17 protein-coding genes are annotated in these 21,235 nt (G+C 61.7%); 2 read left to right on the top strand and 15 right to left on the bottom strand.

Features of this window, described 5'->3' with window-relative positions:
• The 12 genes from ABF757_RS09430 to ABF757_RS09375 all read right to left on the bottom strand — a co-directional run.
• The coding region (locus ABF757_RS09430; RefSeq protein WP_415481964.1) for a HypC/HybG/HupF family hydrogenase formation chaperone at positions 1 to 326 on the bottom strand (326 nt) is incomplete at its 3' end.
• Between the two features lie 4 nt (positions 327 to 330).
• A complete protein-coding gene (locus tag ABF757_RS09425) occupies positions 331 to 990 on the bottom strand; it encodes a HyaD/HybD family hydrogenase maturation endopeptidase (protein ID WP_415481963.1) in 660 nt (219 codons plus the stop codon).
• A 244-nt stretch (positions 991 to 1,234) separates the two neighbouring features.
• Positions 1,235 to 1,999 carry a Ni/Fe-hydrogenase, b-type cytochrome subunit gene (gene cybH / locus ABF757_RS09420; protein ID WP_415481961.1) on the bottom strand — a complete coding sequence of 255 codons (765 nt, stop codon included), beginning with the start codon at positions 1,997 to 1,999 and terminating at the stop codon, positions 1,235 to 1,237.
• A gap of 12 nt (positions 2,000 to 2,011) precedes the next feature.
• On the bottom strand, positions 2,012 to 3,832 hold the full coding sequence (locus ABF757_RS09415; RefSeq protein WP_025861579.1) for a nickel-dependent hydrogenase large subunit: 1,821 nt from the start codon (positions 3,830 to 3,832) through the stop codon (positions 2,012 to 2,014).
• Positions 3,832 to 4,908, bottom strand: coding sequence for a hydrogenase small subunit (locus ABF757_RS09410; protein WP_025861578.1), 1,077 nt, complete (start codon positions 4,906 to 4,908; stop codon positions 3,832 to 3,834). Before ABF757_RS09410 ends, ABF757_RS09415 begins: the two co-directional genes overlap by 1 nt.
• A 165-nt stretch (positions 4,909 to 5,073) precedes the next feature.
• On the bottom strand, positions 5,074 to 7,743 hold the full coding sequence (gene hypF, locus ABF757_RS09405; RefSeq protein WP_415481960.1) for a carbamoyltransferase HypF: 2,670 nt from the start codon (positions 7,741 to 7,743) through the stop codon (positions 5,074 to 5,076).
• Positions 7,743 to 9,218: a nickel-dependent hydrogenase large subunit gene (locus ABF757_RS09400; RefSeq protein ID WP_415481959.1), complete on the bottom strand. Its 1,476-nt coding sequence runs from the start codon at positions 9,216 to 9,218 to the stop codon at positions 7,743 to 7,745. The genes hypF and ABF757_RS09400 overlap by 1 nt, the downstream gene beginning before the upstream one ends.
• A gap of 20 nt (positions 9,219 to 9,238) precedes the next feature.
• The gene (locus ABF757_RS09395) at positions 9,239 to 10,237 is read right to left on the bottom strand and encodes an NADH-quinone oxidoreductase subunit B family protein (RefSeq protein ID WP_415481958.1); all 999 of its coding nucleotides are present in this window, start codon (positions 10,235 to 10,237) and stop codon (positions 9,239 to 9,241) included.
• On the bottom strand, positions 10,234 to 11,571 hold the full coding sequence (locus ABF757_RS09390) for a sensor histidine kinase (RefSeq protein WP_415481957.1): 1,338 nt from the start codon (positions 11,569 to 11,571) through the stop codon (positions 10,234 to 10,236). The genes ABF757_RS09395 and ABF757_RS09390 overlap by 4 nt, the downstream gene beginning before the upstream one ends.
• Before the next feature lie 83 nt (positions 11,572 to 11,654).
• A complete protein-coding gene (locus ABF757_RS09385; protein ID WP_415481955.1) occupies positions 11,655 to 12,707 on the bottom strand; it encodes an exopolysaccharide biosynthesis polyprenyl glycosylphosphotransferase in 1,053 nt (350 codons plus the stop codon).
• A gap of 14 nt (positions 12,708 to 12,721) precedes the next feature.
• Positions 12,722 to 13,504, bottom strand: a complete 783-nt coding sequence (locus tag ABF757_RS09380; RefSeq protein ID WP_081773524.1) for a WecB/TagA/CpsF family glycosyltransferase — start codon at positions 13,502 to 13,504, stop codon at positions 12,722 to 12,724.
• 165 nt (positions 13,505 to 13,669) lie between these two features.
• Entirely contained in the window at positions 13,670 to 14,260 is a 591-nt protein-coding gene (locus ABF757_RS09375) for a phosphatase PAP2 family protein (RefSeq protein WP_159101616.1), read from the bottom strand.
• Between the two features lie 256 nt (positions 14,261 to 14,516).
• Here ABF757_RS09375 and ABF757_RS09370 point away from each other — a divergent pair, with 256 nt between their 5' ends.
• Both ABF757_RS09370 and ABF757_RS09365 read left to right on the top strand, forming a co-directional pair.
• Positions 14,517 to 15,245, top strand: coding sequence for a polysaccharide biosynthesis/export family protein (locus tag ABF757_RS09370; protein WP_415481953.1), 729 nt, complete (start codon positions 14,517 to 14,519; stop codon positions 15,243 to 15,245).
• Between the two features lie 2 nt (positions 15,246 to 15,247).
• A complete protein-coding gene (locus tag ABF757_RS09365) occupies positions 15,248 to 16,645 on the top strand; it encodes a hypothetical protein (RefSeq protein ID WP_415481951.1) in 1,398 nt (465 codons plus the stop codon).
• 19 nt (positions 16,646 to 16,664) lie between these two features.
• Here the strand turns inward: ABF757_RS09365 and ABF757_RS09360 are convergent, their stop codons facing one another.
• Genes ABF757_RS09360 through ABF757_RS09350 form a run of 3 tightly spaced genes read right to left on the bottom strand, consistent with a single transcriptional unit; the run spans position 16,665 to position 20,771 of the window.
• Entirely contained in the window at positions 16,665 to 18,026 is a 1,362-nt protein-coding gene (locus tag ABF757_RS09360) for a glycosyltransferase family 4 protein (RefSeq protein WP_415481950.1), read from the bottom strand.
• Positions 18,027 to 18,085: 59 nt separating this feature from the next.
• Positions 18,086 to 18,580, bottom strand: coding sequence for a hypothetical protein (locus ABF757_RS09355; RefSeq protein WP_415481948.1), 495 nt, complete (start codon positions 18,578 to 18,580; stop codon positions 18,086 to 18,088).
• 25 nt (positions 18,581 to 18,605) lie between these two features.
• Positions 18,606 to 20,771 (bottom strand): GumC family protein, encoded by a 2,166-nt coding sequence (locus ABF757_RS09350; protein ID WP_415481947.1) that lies wholly within the window; start codon positions 20,769 to 20,771, stop codon positions 18,606 to 18,608.
• Between the last annotated feature and the right edge of the window lie 464 nt (positions 20,772 to 21,235).

Here is a 21,235-nt window from a genome sequence, read left to right as displayed (position 1 = left end):
GCTTCAAGGTGAGGGGGCAGGCGGGGGGGCTGTTCGCACAGATCGGCAAACCCCCGGGCGATGATTTCAGCACTCGCCCCCTCTTCCGCCACGGACAGTGCCGCGACCGATTCAAGGGCAGCGCGGATACGCGCGGCTTCTTGTGCGCTGAGCTGCGCGCGGGCAAGGCCGAGGAACACCAGCACGTCATCACCCGTGCGGGCTTCTGGCACCAGCGCCATATCCACCCGCTGCGGGGTGGCGAGCGCGCCATCGGGCAGGCGGGCAGCACAGAGGGCAAATGCACCCTCAACGCTCTGCACGGTCATGGGAATACCCACACACATGGCCCTAGCCTCCCATGCGGGTGAGCACCCGCGGGTCGCCGTAGCGGCAGGCTTCTGCTTCTGTTGGGCGGCCGTTTTCATAGGCGGTGCGCGAGACGGCGGCGGTCATCAGCCCCGCACCGTCCTGTGTCGCATCCGGCGCACGCGGGATGGGGTGTATGTCGTAATCTTCCGCCAGCATGGCCAGCACGGCTGCGGCGACTTCGGGCACGCGGGCGGCTACGGGCGGGGTCAGCCCGCCACCGTAATCCTGCATGTTGACCGGCTGCACGCCAATCAGCGCCACCTTGCGCGGGGCGTGGCCGCGCAGGTCGAGCAGGGCCAGCACTTCCTGAAAGCCGGTCTGGTGCAGGCTCATTTTGCGGGCCCCGATGGTCGAGGGCACATCCGTGCCGTGCACTGTATGCACCGTACCGGGAGGCAGGCCGAAATCGATGGCATCGACAATCACCAGCCCGTCCAGCCCTTCAAGCTGGGGCAGCAGATACAGGCCCTGCGTGCCGCCATCCATCAGTTCGACCGGGGCGGGAAAGTGGTGGCGCGCGGCGAGATATTCCACCACCCGCACGCCAAAGCCTTCATCGGCCCATAGAATGTTGCCAATGCCCAGTATCAGCACCCGTCCATGGGGCCGGGCTGCCTGTTCTTTTGTGCTGACTGTCATGTCTTGCCCTGTCTTCCGGCTGGCGGGTTCCGAGGCTGTGCGCAGAACCTGCGGCCCTGCACGGACACCCCGAAAAACAAAGAAGCAGAAACCGTGCCAACTGACAGAGTGGCAGCTATCCAACCATCCTGTGACAGAAAACCCCACATCACGGGACTGTGATGTAGGGTTTTTATGGATGGTTATTTTCCAGATTGAACAGAAAGTGGAAGCCTAACTTGCACTTTCCGCCGCTCTGTCGGGTTTAGTCGGGTCTGTCGTCGCGGAAGATGCGGTAGCCATTGGTCATGGCCGAAATCAGCGACTGGCGCGAGGTAATGTCCTCACGCGTGACGGTATAGATATGGATCATGACAAACAGGGTAATGACCCACAGCCCCCAGTGGTGCAGGTAATGCGTGCCAAGGCTGCCCCCCAGCCAGGGCATGACCCAGCCAAATATGCGGCCTTCCCAGCTATCCATGCCCGTGCCATCGGAATACAGGGCAAAGCCGCTCACGATCATGAACAGCCCTGTTAGCGTAAAGCAGAAAAACAGCGCTGTGCGGGCCAGCGCGTTATGCCCGATGGTGGTTTTGGCATGCTTGCGGATAAAGGCATAAACCATGACCTCGCCCAGCAGCTCTTTCCAGTATTCGGCTTTCCAGAACGGCACCCAGAACAGTTCGCGGGACCAGGCATTGCCAAAAAACAGCCCCCAGATTACCCGCCCCGCAAAGCCGATGGTGAAAACCCACGCCGCAATGAAATGCAGCGCCCTGATCCACCCCATCTGGAAGTGGCTGCTGGCCTCCCCCGACAAGGTCGCGGGGGGTGAGGCAATCAGGTAGCCGGTAATGCCCAGCACCAGAATGGAGGCCGCCGTCAGCCAGTGCCACAGCCGCACCGGCGCTTCGTAGACATAAATCTGCGTGACCTTGCGCGCGCGCAGGGTGCGGGCCTGTTGCCCGTCCAGATTGGTGCCCCTGAGGTCGCTATCGCTCAGGGGGCCGGATTGCGGTGTGCTCATTGCTCTGCTCCCTTAGCGGATGGTGACGCGGGCCAGTTCGTCTCCATCAGGCGCCATGACATGGGTGGCGCAGGCCATGCACGGGTCGAAGGAGTGCAGGGTCCGCAGGATTTCCACCGGCTGCTCGGGGTTGCTCATGGGCGTGCCCAGAAGCGATGCCTCGAACGCGCCGATATTGCCCTTGGCGTCGCGCGGGCCACCGTTCCATGTGCTGGGCACCACGCACTGATAGTTCTCGATCCGGCCATCGCGGATCTTGATCCAGTGGCCCAGTCCGCCGCGCGGGGCGGCTACAATGCCAACGCCCTTGGCTTCCTTCGGCCATGTTGCGGGGTCCCACTTGGAGACATTGGCTGTTGCCAGATCACCCGCGGCGATATTGGCAATCAGCGCGTCGTAGTCATCGAGCATCTGCTGGGCGCAGTAATGGCCCTCAAGTGCGCGGGCGAGCGTGCGGCCAATGGTGGTGGGCAGGGCCTCACGCGGGGTCAGGCTGGTGCCTGCCAGCGTGTTGAAACGGCCCAGAGCGTCATCCACCTGCGCCTTCACATATGGCACACCCTTGGAGTAGGCCAGAATATAGCGCGCCAGCGGCCCAACCTCGCAGGCATTGCCCCGCCAGCGCGGTGCTTTGACCCACGAATATTTTGCCGCTTCATCCACGGCCAGAATATTGGTGCGCGTGCCTTTGGCATTGGCCCCCAGCGCATAATGCGGGTCGGTTACGCCATCCCACGGGTGCAGGCCAATATCTTCGCGGCCTGCGCCGTATTCGTACCAGCTATGAGTGACGAATTCCTGCACCTGTTCGGGGTCGCGCGGGTCTATGGGGTGAATTTCATCCCAGTTGCCGCCCAGAATCACCCCGCCGGGGAAGCGGTTGGTCGAGGGGTCGCCCTGCACGGTGGGGCAGTCGCCGTAATCCATCAGGTTGCTGGCTGACAGCCCGCCGCCATACAGCCAGTTCTTGTAGTAACTGCCGATGGCGATGACATCAGGCACATACACGTTCTGGGAGAATTCGAAGGCTTCTTGCAGCTTGAGCTTGATGAAGTTCAGCCGCTCCATGTTCAGCGGTGCGCCCGCTGCCATGTCGCCGTCGATATTGATGGCGCAGGGCACGCCGCCCACCATGTAGTTCGGGTGCGGGTTCTTGCCGCCCAGAATGGTGTGAACCTTGACGATTTCCTTCTGGAAGTCGAGCGCTTCAAGGTAATGGGTTACGGCCATCAGGTCGGCTTCGGGGGGGAGCAGATAGGCGCTGTTATCCCAGTAGCCATTGCGGAAAATGCCGAGCTGCCCGCTTTCCACGAATTTTTTCAGCCGGTTCTGCACATCGCGGAAATAGCCGGGCGAGGATTTGGGGTGGTTGGGCGAGACCGCCTGCTGGAGTGCCGAGGTGGCGCGCGGGTCGGCCTTGAGGGCATTGACCGGGTTGACCCAGTCCAGCGCGTGCAGGTGGTAGAAATGCACCACGTGGTCGTGCCAGGCCAGCACCTTTTCCATGATCTGGCGGATCAGGAACGCATTGGTAGGAATGCGGATATCCAGCGCATCTTCCACGGCGCGTACGGAGGCCAGTGCGTGGCAGCCCGTGCACACGCCGCAGATACGCTCAACAAAGGCCCATGCGTCACGCGGGTCGCGGCCTTTGAGAATAACCTCCAGCCCGCGCCACATGGTGCCGGTGGAAACCGCGTTGCGGATGACATTGTGCTCATCCACGTTCACTTCAACACGCATATGGCCTTCAATGCGCGTGATCGGGTCAACCACAATCCGGCGGCCACCATTGTCGAGGGAAAAGCCGTTGGGTGTCTGGGTGGTGGTCATTATGCGTCATCTCCCTTGTGGCGGGCCCGGCTGAGGGCGGTTATGGCGGCGTGGGCGGCAAGGCCCGCGCCAACCGCTCCGGCGGCGACCATGCCCACCTTGTCGGCGTTGGCCTCGATCCCGAAGCCGCTGACATCCTGTAGGCGCGCGTACCACGAGCCCTTGTCCCAGAACCCGTCTTCCGAGCAGCCGATACAGCCGTGCCCGGACTGGATGGGAAAGGACACGCCATCATTCCAGCGGATGGTGGAGCAGGCGTTGTAGGTGGTGGGGCCTTTGCAGCCGACCTTGTACAGGCAGTAGCCTTTGCGCGCGCCTTCATCGTCAAAGCTCTCGACATACTGCCCGGCATCGAAATGCGGGCGGCGGTAGCATTTGTCGTGAATACGCTGGGAGTAGAACATTTTCGGGCGGCCCTGCCGGTCAAGCTCGGGCAGGCGGTCGAAGGTCTGCATGTAGGTAATGACGCCGGTCATGACCTCGGCAATCGGCGGGCAGCCCGGCACCTTGATAACCGGCTTGTCCAGAATGACCTTGTGCACGGGGGTTGCCTGCGTGGGGTTGGGCCGGGCGGCCTGCACGCAGCCATAGGAGGCGCATGACCCCCACGAGATAATGGCTTTGGCCCCCGATGCCACGCGCTTGAGCTGCTCTACAAACGGCTTGCCACCAATGATGCAGTACATGCCATCTTCATTGAGCGGGGGATTGCCTTCCACGGCCAGAATGTAGTTGCCGTGGTATTTTTCCATGACCTCGTCAAGAATGGCCTCGGCCTGATGCCCGGCGGAGGCCATGAGCGTGTCATCGTAATCCAGCGAGATCATGGACAGGATCACGTCCTTGACCAGCGGATGCGCCGAACGGATGAAACTTTCCGAACAGCACGTGCATTCCAGCCCATGCAGCCACAGTACCGGCGTGCGCGGTTTGGTTTCCATGGCATGGGCGATCTGCGGCACAAATTCGGGGCCGAGGCCCAGTGCCGCCGCGGTAAGGGAGCAGTATTTGACGAAAGAGCGGCGGGTGATCCCCTGCCGCCGCATGACGTCATAAAAGGTTTCCAGAACAGCCATCGGTGAAAGGCATCCTCCCGTGGGGTCATCAATGAGCACCGCCAGAGGGTGCATCCCGACAGAAGGAAGAAGCAGAAACCGTGCCATCTATGGATGGGGGTCAAAACAGGCAGGAAAGTCCCTGTCGTGTCCAGACAAGGGGAAAGCGGCTGACCGGCTGGCTGGTCAGTCCGTTTCCAGTCTGGCGCAGGCGGCGGCAATAACAGCCTGACCCAGCGCCAGCCCGCCATCGCCGGGCGGGGCAAAAGCGGGGCGCAGCACGCGCAGGCCCGCGGCCTCCAGCCGGGCTACGAGCGCGCTCACCAGCAGGTCATTGGCCATAACACCCCCGCCCAGCACAACGGTGCGTAAAGGGGCCTGCGCGAAACCGTGTGCCTGCGGCCCGCCCGCTGTATCGCCCAGAGTGCAATCCGGCAGGGGAGCCGGGCTGGCGGGCGCTTGGGTTTCTGGCCCGAAAGCCTGTTCTGGAGCGGAGGTTGAATTGCCAGCTTTGCTACCAGTCTGGCTGCTTATCTGGTCGGTTGTGTTGCCGCCTGCCTGTGCGTGTTCGCGCACCAGCACCATGACCAGACTGGCCAGCCCCGCCGCCAGTGCGGCATGAAAACCCGCAGCGATCGTGCAGGCCGGAACGCCACGGGCCTTGGCCACCAGCGCTGCCGCCCAGAGCCGTGCGGGGTTGAGTTCCCACACGCCATCCGCCGCCCGCGCCAGTGTCAGGGCCATGTCCGGCAGGGGGCTGTATGGTGGCCTGTCCAGTAGGGTGCCTGACACGGAGCCAGATGGGTGGGGCACTGGCGGACAGGCCGCACTGTCCGGCGCGGTGGCCAGCCGGTTATGCGGTGTGTTGTCTGGCGGGCTGTCGGGTTGCGGGCCTGATGAGGTGCCCGGCGGGGGCATTTCCGGCGGAGGGGGTGGTGCCTGCCGGGCCAGTGTTTCCAGCCGCATGGCGGCTTCGCCCTCATGGGTCAGGCGTTCGGGGGCCACGTCCAGCAGGGCGGCCATGGCATCGAACAGACGCCCGGCGGAACTGCAAAGCGGTGCGTTCAGGCCGGTGCGGATCATGGCGCGCAGGGCGTCCAGTGGCCGGTTATGCAGGGCGGGCAACAGGCCCTGCGATACGGCCTGCCCGGTTGCGTGTGGCCCGAGTGCTGTGTCCAGATGCGCCAGCAGCATCCGCCATGGCTCACGTGCTGCGCGGTCTGCGCCGGGCATGGGTACGCGCGCCAGCCGCCCGGCATGATAGGCCGTGCGGTAGTCGCACAGCAGGGCCTCGCACCCCCATGCTGTGCCGTCCGGCCCAAGGCCCGTGCCGTCCAGCGCCAGACCGATTACGGGGGCTGTGTCAGGCCCCAGCCCATGCTCGGCCATGCAGGCGGCAATATGCGCATGGTGGTGCCAGACCGTGTGCAGCGGCAGTGCCATCTGCTGGCTGAGCGCTGCCCCAAGGCGGTGGCTGATGTAATCGGGGTGGGCATCAACCGCGACAAGGGCGGGGGTCAGGCCAAACAGGGTGCGATAATCCGCCAATGCCTGCCGGGCAGTTTCTTCCACCCCCTGTGCCTGTAGGTCGCCCAGATGGTGCGATAGCAGGGCCTGCCCGTTCTGTGTCAGGCAGAAGGCGGCTTTCAGGTCTCCGCCCATGGCCAGCACGGGGGGGAGGGTTTCAAAGCCTGCGGGCAGGGGTAGGCGGCGAGGAGCCAGCCCCCGTCCGCGCCGCAGGGTCATGGTGTGGCCCGCGACAATGGCGCACACGCTGTCATCCAGCCGCCGGGCAATGCGGCGGTCGTGGTAAAGCCAGCCATCGGCTATGCCTGCGAGGTCGTGCAGGGCCTCGGCGTCTTCAATCGCCTGTGGTGTTCCGCTGCGGTTGCCACTGGTCATGACCAGTGGCTGGCCTATTTGTGCCAGCAGCAGGGCGTGCAGCGGCGTATAGGCCAGCATCAGGCCCACGCGGTCCAGCCCGGGGGCAAGGCTTTCTGGCAGGGCAGTGGTTGTGCGCACGGTTACAATCGGGGCTGCGGCATCGTGTAAAAGATGCAGCTCCGCCGCGCTGGGGGCGGCAAAGGCGCTCGCAGCGGCTGCATTGGCCACCATCACGGCCAGAGGTTTGGTGGGGCGGTGCTTGCGCGCGCGTAAGGTGGCAATGGCGGCGGTATCTGTTGCCAGACAGGCCAGATGATACCCGCCCGTGCCTTTTATGGCCAGAATACCGCCCGAGCGCAGCAGGTGGGCGGCGCTGTCCAGCGGGTCTTCTCCCGGTGTGGCGGGGCCGGTGTAGCGCAGGCGTGGCCCGCAGGCGGGGCAGGCCACCGGTTCGGCATGAAAGCGCCGGTCCGCCGGGTTTTCGTATTCTGCCCGGCAGGCGGGGCACAGGGTGTACGGGGCCATGGTGGTGTTGGCCCGGTCATACGGAAAACCGGTAACAATGGAAAAACGCGGGCCGCAATCGGCGCAGCAGGTCAGGGCATACCGCCAGCGCCGCGTGCCGGGGGTGTTTATGTCTGCGCGGCAGGCGGGGCAGAGTGCGAGATCTGGCACAATGCCGCTGTGCAATGTGCCCGCCTCGCTCGTGGCGATGGTAAAGGGCCCGGTAAAAACCCGTTGGTCTGGCGTGCGGGTTACGCTGTCCACATGGGCGTGGGGCGGGCCTTCACACAGGGCGTCCATCAGGCTGTCGCGCTGGGCCTTGGTGCCGGTGGCAAGTACTTCCACATGGTCGCCCCGGTTGCGCACCTGCCCCGCCAGAGCAAGGGCGTGCGCCTTGCGCCATACAAAGGGGCGAAATCCCACCCCCTGCACGCTGCCGGTGACGGTCATCCGCTCGGTGGCGCGCATCAATGCACCGTGCAGGCCATGCAGGGGTCGAACGAGCGCACGATATGCTGCACGGATAAAGGCGTATGCTCGCCGGGTCTTACGGGCGCGCCTTCCAGTGCGCGTTCCAGCGGGCCGGGCACGCCCTGCGCATCCCGCGGGGAGAAGTTCCATGTTGTTGGGGCAATGATCTGATACCCCGCGATATGCCCGTTTTCCACGTGCAGCCAGTGGCCGAGCGTGCCGCGCGCGGCCTCGGTAAACCCGGTGGACTGGCCATTGGCCAGCGTGCCATGTGGCACGCACCATGGCGCACCCGGTTCAAGCTGGTGCACCCAGCGCTCCATCAGCAGCGGCAGGGCGGCCATTTCGATCAGGCGTGCCATCACGCGTGAAAACACGGTGCCGCCATCGCGCGCGACCAGAGCGCGGATCAGCGGCTGGCCGCGCACAAGCTGCCGGGCTATGGCCCCGGTCTCGAACGGTCGCCCGGCCAGACGCGGGGCCTTGCACCATGTATAGGCCGTGCCATCGCGCAGGTGGGGCACGGTTGTGCCTTCAGCGGGCGGGTGCACGCGCTCATGGTCGCGCAGATGGGCGAAAGCGTGGTCTTCCGTAATGTCCTGCGCGGTGAAGGGTAGCACCGCGTCATCCGCCACGATCCCGGCGGGCCAGAGCGGGGCGGGGTTATGGGGGTCGCGCCCGCCGGGCCATGCGCCGCAGGTCAGGAATTGATCATAGGCCCGGCCCAGCGTGGAGAGTTCGAGTGTTTCGGCAATGTCGAGAAATAGGCCGAAATCACTTGCCCCGCCATGCTGGCGCCATGTGTGCAGGGCCGTGCAGTCCGCCAGTTCCACAACCGTTTCGAGCGAGACGCCAAACAGGTTGTTTTCAAGATCAGCCCGAACACCGGCCAGAATACCGCTCAGGCGCTGGCAGGCCTCGGCATCGACCCCGCGCGCGACCCCGCCGGGCTGGATGGCCAGTGTGTGCGGCCAGTGCCCGGCCAGTATGCCCATGACATGCAGCAGCTCGGCGCGGGTGCGCAGGGCTGCCGCCACGGCCTGCCCGCGCCCGGCGGCGAAGCGGCGCAGGGCCTGTCCGTGCCAGCGGTGGTGCGCATAGTCCGGGCGGGCAAAATCCGGCATGAAAAACAGATAGAAATGCGTAATGAGGTCGGCCAGATTTTCTGTGGCCAGAATGATGTTGGTGGCAATGCGCCCATTGGCCGGTGCCTGCGCCTGCGAAAGCCCGGCCAGCGCGGTGGCCGCCGCGCGCGATTGCGAAACCGAGCATATGCCGCAGATACGCGGGGCGATGGCCAGCGCATCCATTGGTGCACGGCCTTCGAGAATACGCTCGATACCCCGGAACAAGGTCGCGTTGACGCGCGCCTCGTGCACGCGGTCTCCCGCGATGTCGAGCAGCACTTCAAGGTCGCCTTCAATACGGTTGAACGGCCCGGCAATGCGCCGTACGGGCGGGGTATCGGACATGCTCTTTCCTGTCTTGCGCCCTAGCGCCGCAGCGGGCGGCTGGTGGGCGGCACGACAATATGGTCCTGTGTTGCGTTGCGCGCCAGCCGCTCAGGCGTTGCCGCCCGCGCCAGCGAGGACAGCGCCACATACCAGGCCTTGGGCATGTCGGTGGGCAGCCCCACGGGAATCCCCGCGATTTTGGGCGTGGTTTCAAACGGGTGCCCCGGTTCTTCGAACTCGGGGGCGGTGCAGTTGATGCAGGCATAGCCGCCGCGCGTGCAGGAGCCGCCGCCGTTCCACAGCCGGGTGTTGCAGTCTCCATGCGCCTGCGTGCCGATACAGCCCATGTTTTCCATCAGGCAGCCAAGGTCGGAGGGGTGGCGCGCGCTGGCCTTGTATTCGTAAAACTCGTTGCGGGTGCAACCATGATGCACAAGGGTATCGGCATAAAAGCGCGGGCGGCCCAGCGGGTCGAGGTCCTGCGCGCCAAGCTGGCCACGCGCCAGCAGGGCCAGCGTGCCGGTTACCCAGTCAGGGTGGGTGGGGCAGCCTGCGATGTTGATGACGGGCAGGCCCGTGCGGTCACGAAAATCCGCGCCAAGCGCCCCACCGGGGTAGCGGCCATCATACTGGAGCCCGCAGGCATCCAGAATATTGGGCGAGGCCGAGGTAATGCCCCCATAGGCCGCGCAGCTTCCTACCGCCACAACATGGCGCGCCATAGCCGCGAGGGCGCGCACCCATGTCAGCATGGGCTGGCCCGTGCCACCCATGACATGAAAGCGCCCGGTGCCTTCGGGGCCGCGCAGCAATGCGCCCTCCACACACAGGGCGTCCAGCTCCGTTTTGCCCGCCAGTATGGACTCAAGCAGGGCCTGCACATCCTCGCCCGATTGTTCGGACAGGCTGGGGTGCCACAGGAAGGAAACCCCCGCCCCCCGCAATGCTCCGAGCAGGCCGGGCGATTCAGCGCAGAGCAGTGACATGGTGCACCCCCCGCAGCCACCGGACTGGAGCCACAGAACCTGAAATGTCATGGCGTGTTCTCCCCCGGTGCAGGCACGGGCAGGGTTATGGTCAGGCACGCGCCCTGTCCGGGTTGGGACCGCGCGCGCAGCGTGCCGCCATGTTCATGCACGGTGCGGTAGCAGATGGCCAGCCCCAGCCCCGTGCCCTTGCCTACGGGCTTGGTGGTAAAGAACGGATCGAAAATCCGTGGGGCGATATCATCGCTAAAGCCCGGCCCGTTATCGGCAACGTCCAGCACCACCTGCTCACCCTGCTGGTATGCGGTCATGCGTAGATGCGGCTCGGGGGTTGTGTCCATGGCGTCAACCGCGTTCTGGACAAGGTTCATGATAACCTGCTGGAACTGGCCGGAATGGCCCTCCACCTCAAGGGGGGTGGCAATATCGAGCGTGGTGGCAATGTCGCGCCCGCAGGTGGACAGCACCCAGTTTACCGCTTTGCGCGCGATCTGCCCGAGGTCGAACGTTGCATCATGCGTGCGCCGCTCGGAGGAAAAACGCCGTAGGTCCGCAACAATGTCGCGTACGCGCTCAGCCCCTTCCGTAATGCCTGCAAGGCTGCCGTCCAGTTCGTCCAGCACGGCATCTATGTTCTGTTCGCGCCGGAGGGTGGCAAGTTGTTCGGGTGAATGGCCTGCATGCAGGGCAGACAGGTAGGTTTCTATCCGCTTTGTAAAGCGCCGCAGGGTTAGCGCATTGCCATAGACAAACGAAATCGGGTTGTTCAGCTCATGCGCGACCCCGGCGACCAGCCGCCCCAGCGAGGCCATTTTTTCCGCATGGATAAGCTGGGTCTGGGCTTCTTGCAGGCTTTTATGGGCACGGTCGAGTTCATCATAGGCGCGGCGTAGTTCCCCCAGTGGGCGGGCTGCCAGCACCATGCCGGATACGCGGTGGTGGCTATCACGCAGGATAGCGCTGTTGACGGAAAATGGCTGCTCTCCGTTGGGAGTTTTTATGACAATGCCCTGATCCTCAAGCCGCTGGCGGTCTGTCAGCCTGCGTGAGAGCGTTTCGATACTGATAGGCGAGTCCGGGGCGATCAGGGCTGCAAGTGGTTGGCCTATCAGGGTATCGCCCCCGGCCAGTGTTTCCTGTGCGGCGCGGTTGCAGCGCACGATGCGCAGCGTGGTATCGCAGGCGATCAGCAGGTCCGACATGGAATCGAACACACTGGCGATCAGCGTATGGGCTTCTTCCAGCGCGCTGTTTTTCTGTTCCAGTTCTACCTGCTGGCCAACAAGCTGGCTCCATGTTTCATCCATCTTTTCCATGATGGTGAGCCATGTCTCGCGGTCTTCTTCCACGGGTTTGCTGTGTTGGGGCGTCCTGTCGGGGGTCATGGTCGGTGCCTGCTGGTAACGGCCCCGAGTTTACGGGGGCCTGCCGCCACGGGCTAGAAAATTCGGCGTGGCGGCCCGCCTGCTCAGAATGCGTTTTCGCGGTTGAACAGCACGATATAGATGCTCCTGAGGATAATCTTCAGGTCCAGCCCCAGTGTCCAGTGGTTGATGTAGTACAGGTCGTTATCGATACGCTTTTGGGCTGCCGCGCGTGAGGTAATCTCGCCCCGGTAGCCCCGCACCTGTGCAAGCCCCGTCATGCCGGGGCGCACCCTGTGGCGGGCGGAATAGCAGTCTACCGCCTTTTCATACAGTTCATCATCCACACGCATGGCGGTGGCATGGGCGCGCGGGCCAACGACCGACATCTCGCCGCGCAGGACGTTAAAGAACTGCGGCAGTTCATCCAGACTGAAATTGCGCAGGTAGCGGCCAATACGCGTGACCCGGGGGTCGTTACGAACGGTTCTGTCCGCGCCGGTGGCATCGCCTTTTTCGACATACATGGTGCGGAATTTCAGCACCTTGATAACCTTGTCGTTGAACCCGTAGCGGTTCTGTACGAAAAACACCGGCCCACGACTGTCAAGTTTGATCAGGATGGCAATCAGGATATAGAGCGGCAGCAGGGCGGCAATGAAAAACAGCGCCAGAATCTTGTCTTCCGCCCATTTCACCCAGTAACGCCCGCCAGAGAGCAGCACCTTGCTGATGGGGATCAGGCACAGGCCCAGATCATCATCCTGAAGAATGCCGCTGGAAAAACCGGGCGGAAAGATATCGGCCGCCAGATAGATATCGACCGGCAGCACGATAACCTTGTGCAGGATATCGCGTAGCCTTTCGCGGCGGGCGTCGAATATGGCAATCACGATCATGTCCGGCAGTTCCTGCCGACACAGGGTGATCATGTCATCCACCGAGCCTTTTACGGGCACGCAGTGCTGCATGTTCTGGCTTTGCAGGCGCTTCCAGCGATCGTCGAAAATACCGATCACCTCATAGCGGTCAGGCATCTGCAACAGCTTGCTGGCTACCAGATCGCCGTCAGGCGCGCCCCCCAGAACGATAACCTTCCGTCTGTGGCTATATCTTGCTCTGTTTTTAAATGGCACTGGAGGATCCTTTCCGTCCATGCGCGTTCAGGGTGTTAGCCACGGTGCAGGGAATCCTTGATGACCGCTCTCAGGAACCCCAGCGCAGAACAGGCATAACGTCCGACCAAGCGCCTAGGCTCCAGCACGATACGCCATAGCCACTCCAGATTGAAGCGCTCCACCAGTCCGGGGGGTGTGGGTACGCAGCCAAAGGCGATCAGCAGCCCTTGCCCGATGCATAGTGCCCAGCAGGGCGGCAGAAGCGCGCGATACTGGTCTACGAATATTTCGCTCCGTGGTGCGCCCACCCCCATGAACAGCAGGGTGGTGCCGTGCTGGGCGATCTGCCGGGCCAGTGCGTCCATATCCGCCGGGCGTTTGTCAAAGCCCATGGCGGGTACGGCGCATTCAAGCCGGTCGGCCAGACCGTGCTGCGCCGCCCAGTCCTGAGCGATGCGTACCGTCTCTGCACTATCCAGCACCATAAACAGCCTGTGCTGAGCCAGCAGGGCAGGCTGGGCTACCAGCTTGGCGGCGATACCCCGGCCTGTAACCCGCCCATGCGCGGGTTTGCCGCGCCATTTTGCGTAGTAATACAGCGGAAAGCCATCGCAGGTCAGCAGGGTCGCGTGCTGGCAGGCGTGCAGCAGGGCCGGGTTGTGGGGTAGCAGGCTGATATGCTGGATGTTTGGGGTAATAATCAGGCCCACGCCCTGTGCCGGTGTGCGCACGGTATGCGCCACCATGGAGGCGACCGCCTGCTCCGACAGCACAGAGAAATCCAGTCCGAACATCGGAAATGTGGCCGGGTTATACTCAGTGGCAGGCTGTGACATGTGTCGCTCTCATCGGATCTGTGCGGGCGGCATAAGGCACAGGAACAGGTCCGTTGCCGGTTGGTTATGCTTTACGTTTGGCATATCCTGAGATGAAATGATATTTCCTCTCGCAAGAATTCTGCCCCGCATAAAAATTTAATCCTTGCGCCGGAGGGCCTGCCCTTACCAGGTCAGCACATGACTGCCCCAATGGGTAGCCCAGTGGTAGGAGTTGTGGAACAGGTTCTGCAGCATGGGTTCGGCTGGCAGCATGTAGCCGTGGAAAATCAGCGCTACACAGGCTGGAACCACCAGAAAATACCGTGTGGCCATAACCGGAACAGGCAGGAGCGAACGTGCAAGCCATAGTGCGCCCGCAGTGCCCAGCACGGTGCCGCAGAGAATTTCCGCCTGTGTGTGGGCATGTAGCCGCAGGCGCGTATAGCCAATGACCGCCGCAATCACGAGCGGGGGCAGTAAAGCGCGGCTCCATTGCCATTCCCGCTGGCGCGAATGCAGCACAATGGCAAGCAGGCTGCCATAAACAGCCGTGCTGGCGACAACATGACCGCTGATACTGAAGGGGCGCTCCGCAAAGCCGAACATCTCTCCCCAGTACAGCCCCAGCAGCTTGAGCAGCACAAGGCAGCCCAGAATTGCAGCAATACCGGCACACCAGACTCGCCCGCCCCGCTGCCAGCCCATGGCGTAGAACATGACGGTCACGACAAGGAAAAGCGGCAGGATGACAGCCTCATCTCCGAAATCTGTCATAAATTCCATGGATGATCCCACAAAAGCCACGCACGCCACACCACAGGGCCGCTCAGGCGCAGGAAAAAGGCCCGCCCACCCTGTTTTTTGTGTCTGTTAGTGTATATGGGCTTGAGTTCGCCTTGATAACCCCATAAAGCCGAATAGTATAGCCAGTCTATGGGCTTGCCATTGCCCGGACTGTGGTTGCGCCGTATGGCAGTGTGGTTTCGGCTGGAATGAATTCAGGAGCACTGCTGTTTTGCACCGCGCCTCAATGACACTGCTTCGCCTGCTGGCACGCCTGCCATTGCTGGTCCTTCTTTGCAGTGCTGCGTGCACCGACAAGTGGGTTGCGCCTCAGGCGGCAAAGCACAGCACTATCGCGGCATGGGTGGATACACCCAAAACGCCTTACAAGATCGAACCGGGGGATGACCTCTCGGTTGTCATGCCTTTCAACCCGGAACTTAATTACGAGGCGGTGGTAGACCCCAAGGGCGGGCTGACCATGCCATTGGTCGGCACCATTCAGGCCGGGGGGCTAACGGTGGATGAAGCCGGGCGCGACATCAACCGGGCGCTGGCGCTCAAAGGCATTACTGATGATGCCTATGCCTCTGTCAGTATCCGCACCTATGCCGGGCGCATTTATGTGGGTGGGCAGGTCAAAAAGCCGGGTGCCGTGCCCATGCAGAGCGACATGGATGTATTGCAGGCCATTACCGCCGCAGGCGGGCTGATGGATACCGCCCGTACCGGAGAGGTGGTTGTGATCCGCCGCAGCCCCGATGGACGGCCCATGCTGCGCTCGGTCAACCTGACAGCCCTTATCCGCCGGGCCGACCCCCAGCAGTCTGTGGCGCTCCAGCCTTCCGATACCATTTTTGTGCCTGAAACATCGTCGGTCGAGGCTGACCAGTGGGTGGATCGCTACATTACCCGCATTGTGCCGTTTAACCAGAGCATCAACTACAATGTCGGCTCCGGGGGTTTTTTCCGTTAGTCATGACTGTTCAACATGACGCCTCAGCCCCTTCTTCCGGCAGAGTGACACAGGCTTTCTCTGCCGCCAGCTATTTCTCCACCGCGCCGGTCCGGCTGAAAATCATGCTCTGCCTGTTGGCCGTGCTGCCGTTGTTTGGCGAAACCTTCCATTACATCGCCAATCTGCGTCCGTTATGGATGCTGTCCAAGGCGTTTCCCGTTCTGTCGCTGCCGCTGGTGTTCGCGCTGACATCCTATCCGCGTTTTCCCATGACACGGCAGATCCTGATCTGTTTCACATGGCTGGTGCTTTCACCTAGCATCGCGTCAATCTTCTATTTCGATGAAGGGTTTTTCACGGGGGTTACGGCGCAGGTCAAATTGCTGCCCATGCTCTATTTCTTTTCCTTTCTGGGGCTGCTTGTTACTCTGCGGCCAAGTCTGAAGGAAATCAGGCGCAGTTTTCTGATGCTGGGTCTGCTGACTGTTGGCACGCTCATCCTGCTTTGGGCCATTGTTCCCAATAGATGGTATAATAGCCACTATGTTTTTGGTGCGGCCCCGTTCTTTAGTGCCGATAATCGCGGGCATCGCATCCGTATGCAGATGTTCTTTCCCGTGGTGCTGCTGTTCTACCTGTACCGCCGGGCATTTTTTGAAAAAAGCCTTGTCTGTCTGGCAGGTATGGCCGTGACCTTTGCGGTTACGTTGCTGATCGTCAAAGCCCGCTCCATGATTATTGGCATTACCATTGTGGCCATGGTCAACACCATTTTCTGGTCTCGCCCCCTCGTGCGGGTGGCGCTGGCGCTCAGCGCGCCCTTTGGCTTTGTTGCCATGTTTTCCACCGGGTATCTTGCCACCACGTTCAATACCAGCCGGGATACGGGCTTTGATGTTCGCTACATAACGGCAGAAAAAGCCAGTAATTTTCTGGGCGATTCGCCCCTACGCTGGATTTTTGGCGTGGGCACGCTCAGCCCCACCAGCAAGGATACGCTGGTGGCCTATTTCCACCATTTCTTCTTTCTGGCGGATATTACGTGGCTGGGTATTGTCTTTGAATATGGGCTTATCGGCGCGCTGATTTTCATTCTGTTCGAACTGCGCGGTATGCTGTTCTATGCCAAGCTCAGAACCTGCGTGCATGATGATTTTCTCGATAGCCTGTTCGATTATCTTGGCTATGTTCTGGTTATTTCGTTTTTCTACCCGCCAACGCTGGCTCCGGGCGAGACGGCGGTTATTCTGGCGATTTTTGCCTATACGTGGCGCGCTGGCGGTTTCGACCGTCCTGCCCCTGCGGTGTATGATCACGGCAGGCGGAGGCGGCTTGAACACGCAGGAGAGGTTCTGCCCACAGCCTTGGGCAACAACCTGCCGGGTCGCCCGTCGGGCACCACAGCAGGTGACGCATAACCGGCCAAGGGTGTTTTGTTCAGGGGGCAGGGTCATCCCTGAATGGCATGCCCCAGTCCGGCCGTTGGGATTTTTTGCCCATTGCCCATTCATAAACCGAGACAATCTGTGCGACTTTCTGCGGCCATGTGAACAGGTGCTCGGCACGGTAGCGTCCATTATCGGACAGCGGCAGCAGGCAGGTCGGGTCCGCTACAATGCCGTGCAGGGCGGCTTTGTAGGCGGCAATATAAGGTACGCGCTCTTTTAGCGGCACAAGAAACGCGCATTGAGGCGATGCCAGCTCCGCCGGGCCGCCGTAATCCGCAATCACGGGCACAACCCCCATGGTCATGGCTTCAAGCACGACCGCGCCACCAAACTCATGAATTGAGGGGAAGGTGAGAATATCAGCACCAACCAGATGCTCGGCCACACGCTGGTGGGGCAGTTCACCGGTAAAAGTAACCGCTGACCCGATTGCAAGCTGCGCCACCAGCTTGCGCAGGCGCTCTTCCTCCGGGCCTGAACCGATAATGGTCAGTGTCATGCGGCCTTCGCGCAGAAGCTCCGCTGCGGCTTCCAGCAGAATGTCACAGGCCTTGTAGGGAACAAGCCGCCCGAGAAAGACCGCGCGGATCGGCCTGTTTGCGTAATCTTGCGCAGTGCGCTTGGGGGATGGGGGAAAACGCTGTGGGTCTATGGCGTTTTCGGGAATGTAGATGGTCTTGTTTTTCCAGCGCTTGGGAATTTCCCGGTAAGCACTCTCACCCCCCGCAATAATGGCGGAGGCCGCATCGCGCGTGGCCCGGTAACCCGGCACGCAGCGAAAGAGTGAGCGGAAATAGGACAGCCACTCCCCTTCCTGCTTACGCAGATCAGGGAATTCCTTGGGCCATGCCAGCCCGCCATTGAGCGGGCCGAGCACGAAGGGAATACCAAGCTTGCGGCACCACTGCGCAAAAGGGCTGGGTACGGTGGGGCTGACAGGCGTGATCCGGTGCACCAGATCGAACTGGTGCATACGCGGCTTGAGCCGCCGCCAGGCGATCCGCTCAAACAGCAGATAGGAGGGAATGCTCAGCCCCATCAGAATGGCCCAGCCCTTGTTAGGGCCGCTGATCAGGTGAACCAGCCGTTCCATGGGTTTGAAAAGAAACTCGGTGTCGATGGCAGTGTAGTCCCGGCCTTCCTTCAGGCCATGACGCTCAAGGGCTGCGCGGTTACGCACGCGCGTGACCAGATGCACATCCGCCACACGGGACAGGGCCTCGTAATACGACCAGCCAATCAGCGGGGCGCTGAACCATTCAGGATTGCAGGATTCTGCCAGAACCAGAATTTTCATGCGTTGCGCTGTGCTGCCGTCTTGCGTCGAGGTGCCCGCCGGGGACGCAGTCATACATACCTGCCATGTCATGTTTAAATAAACGTCCAGTGTACTGGAAGGGTTCCCCGGACTCAATCGGGCAGGTTTGCCGTGCCGTCTATATTATTTCGCTTTTCACACATATCGGTCAGCCTGTCGCATATGGCCGAATTGCCATGCGGGCTACAGATACCTTCTGGCCGGACTTTCGAAATATTGAGATAGCCATAGAACTTGTTCTGAGGGTCCACCACACGCGGCGGGCTTGAGGCAAACGGATCACAGGCCGAATAGGCCCCATGCGCCTGACGGTAGATATAAAGATGGCTGTAATCGGAATAGCTGTTTTCCCACCCGAGGGGGGAATACTTGTTCCACACCGAATCCGTTTCATAGGGGTCGCAGTTCACGCAGCCCAGAAACTCCCTGAACAGCGGCCCACCATAGATAACGAGTTTCTGCCGGGTAATGGCTTCCTGCGCCTGCAAAGCACCCGGCATCAGGTTGGGGGCCAGCAGTGCAAGGCACAACCCCGCCCATAGGGTGTAGCGGGTTGTATGCCGTGGCGGCGTAAGGGGGGCGGTCATGCGTGCTCCGCCTTTCATGCCTGCGTTACAGGAAGCGGTAGACAAAGGCGGGGATATAGCTTTTGCGGTGTGTCAGAACCACGCCCACAATCCACCCACCGGCTTCCTGTATCTGTTCCTTCAGACCCAGCACCACGGGCTTGCGTGTTTTCTCCGCCCGCACGGCCAGAATGGTGGCATCGGCAAGGCGGGCGTTTTCCACACCGATAAAGGAGCGGCTGACGGGCGGTGCGTGCACCACCACATAGTCATGCCGTGCGCGTAGGGTATCGAACAGGGTGGTGGTTTCGTGGGGGGTGAGTGTCAGCGTGCCTTCACGCGGGCGGGCTACCATGATGTCGTGTCCCGCTACGGGCAGGAATTCGAGCAGCTTCAGCGCGTCTTCTTCCGGGGCGGGGGTGTCGGAGCGGCTTTCGCCATCACCGAACAGCCATGGCAGTTCGCCATTGTCGTTCGGTATGCCGTACAGAGGCGGGGCATCGGGGGTGGAGGCCATGTCCAGCACCAGAATGGGGCGCGAGGAGCGGCGTTCAAGCTCCGCCGCCAGCCCCTGCACGATTTCCAGCAGGCCTTCATTGTCGTTGAAGGAGACCATCATCACCAGTTTGGTCAGCGCATCGGAGCTGGTGTCGATGGCGGTAATGGTGCGGCCGTACAGAATGCGCGACGGGTAGGTGCCGGGCAGCTTGGTGGCCTCGGGTTTTTTCCGACGTAGCCCCAGCCACCGGCGCTGGCTTTTGGCGCGGGGTGTCACCGGCGCACTCAGCACGGGCAGAGCAATGACACGTTCGACCTGTTCAGGGCTGAGAAAGGTCTCGCGCAGGCTGACCAGAACCAGAATGGTGAGGGCGGGCAGCACAATCCCCGCGACAACGCTTGCCGCGATAAACATGCTCAGCGGGTTGATGGGCTGGGCAGGCGGGAAGGGAGCCTGAATGACACGCACGTTGGTGCTGCTGGCGGAATCAGCCTGAATACGGTCGATACTGGCCAGTTCCACCTGCCGGGAGAGGCTGCGCAGGCTTTCGGTCAGGATATTGCGGTCGGTCTGCATCTGGCTGAGCTCGTTGGCAGCGCCAATCAGCGATTGCAGTCCGGCATCGGCCAGTTTGAGCTGGTCATCCAGCTCCTTCTGCCGCGCGATCTCGCCCTTGATGTTGGAACTGACAACCGAAAGCCGGTCCTGCACCGTATCGTAATAGGCGTTATGACCGTAGCGTTCGACGCCGATCAGCTTTTCTTTCTGCTGCGAAATGGCGACGCGTAGCGCCTTGATCTGGCGGTCGATCTGTTTGACGAAGGGCGAGCTCTTCATGTAGCGCGAGGCCAGATCGGCCCGGCGGGCTTCAAGCTGGAGCTGCGAGAGCTGCATGGTGTCGAGCGTGCGTGCGGCCTCGCCATTGTCGCTGAACAGCAGGATGGTGGCGGGCACGTCTTTGGCCGAGGTCAGGAGCGAGGCGAGCGAGCTGCGGTCCTGCGCCAGTGCTCCGTTATTTTCGAGCTTGCGCTGGCGGATCAGGCCCTGAAGCGCCACGGCATGGGCAATCTGGTCTTCAATGCTGACAATGCCGTATTTGGTCTGGAATGCGACCATGTTGGCGTTGAGCTTGTCGAGCTGGGCGCGCACCACATCGCGCCGCTCGGCCAGAGAGGACACCCGGCCGGATGTGAAAATGGCTGCGCGTTCCAGAAAATACTCAGCCAGAATGCGGTTGAGCATGTCGGCGGCGCGCTTGGGGTTTGTATCGGTGTAGAAAAGACTGATCGTGCTGGCCAGATCATCCTGCTGCAGATGAAAGTGTTTTTCGAAGGCCAGCAGTTCATCACTCATCTGCTTGCGGGTGGCGTTCGGGCCCAGCAGCGTCTTGAGCACGGCGCGGTGCAGTTCCGAGCTGTTGAGAATCTGCGCTTCGATACTGACAAGCTGGCCTTCCACCGGCTGGCTGGTGGTGCCGTCGTTCACGCTGGACTGGTTGTAATATCCCGCCAGCAATGTCAGCAGCCGTGCTTCAGCCCGGTATTGGGGCTTTTGCATCAGCCCGATAACGGTGCCGATCACGATCGTCCACACAAAGACCATGAAAGCGATCTTGCGGTAGAAAAACAGGGTGTTCAGGTAATCGCGGGTTGTAATGTGGGTATAGACGACGCCTTCCCTGCGGGGCGGTCGTGCTCTGGTGGAAATAACCATAGTTCCTGATTCTAGACCCCTGGAGTGCAGATGCAGCCCGGACACCACGAAAGCCAGAGTTGTGCCGTTCTTTGGAAGGATAGTCCGCCCATCATGTTTCTATCAGCGCGCCTTGCCACACTCAAGAACGTATAACCATGTTAAAATAAAAGAGTTCTGTTACACTCACCAAAGGAGTGTGGCCGGGAACCGGGCCGGGGTAGGGCATCGGAATGTATCATGGTTCTGACATCCTGCTGCGTATCGGAGCATGCTAGTGTCACGCTCACACGAAATTAAAGGGTGCAGGCAGGGTATTGCGTAACATGGTGTTTCAGGTCTTGAAGAGGGCGGCCGTCCGTTTGGGTGTGGCCGGGGGATGTGCCTGCGGGCTTGCGGTGCCGTATGGCGCTGGCTACGCCCAACCTGCACCTGCACCTGCACCTGCACCTGCACCTGCACCTGCACCTGCACCTGCACCTGCA

Origin of the sequence: Acetobacter papayae (assembly GCF_047721125.1) — a bacterium.
GTDB classification, from domain to species: Bacteria; Pseudomonadota; Alphaproteobacteria; order Acetobacterales; family Acetobacteraceae; genus Acetobacter; species Acetobacter papayae.
Note: the sequence above shows the minus strand (reverse complement) of the source record. Positions and strands in the feature narration are given on the sequence as shown.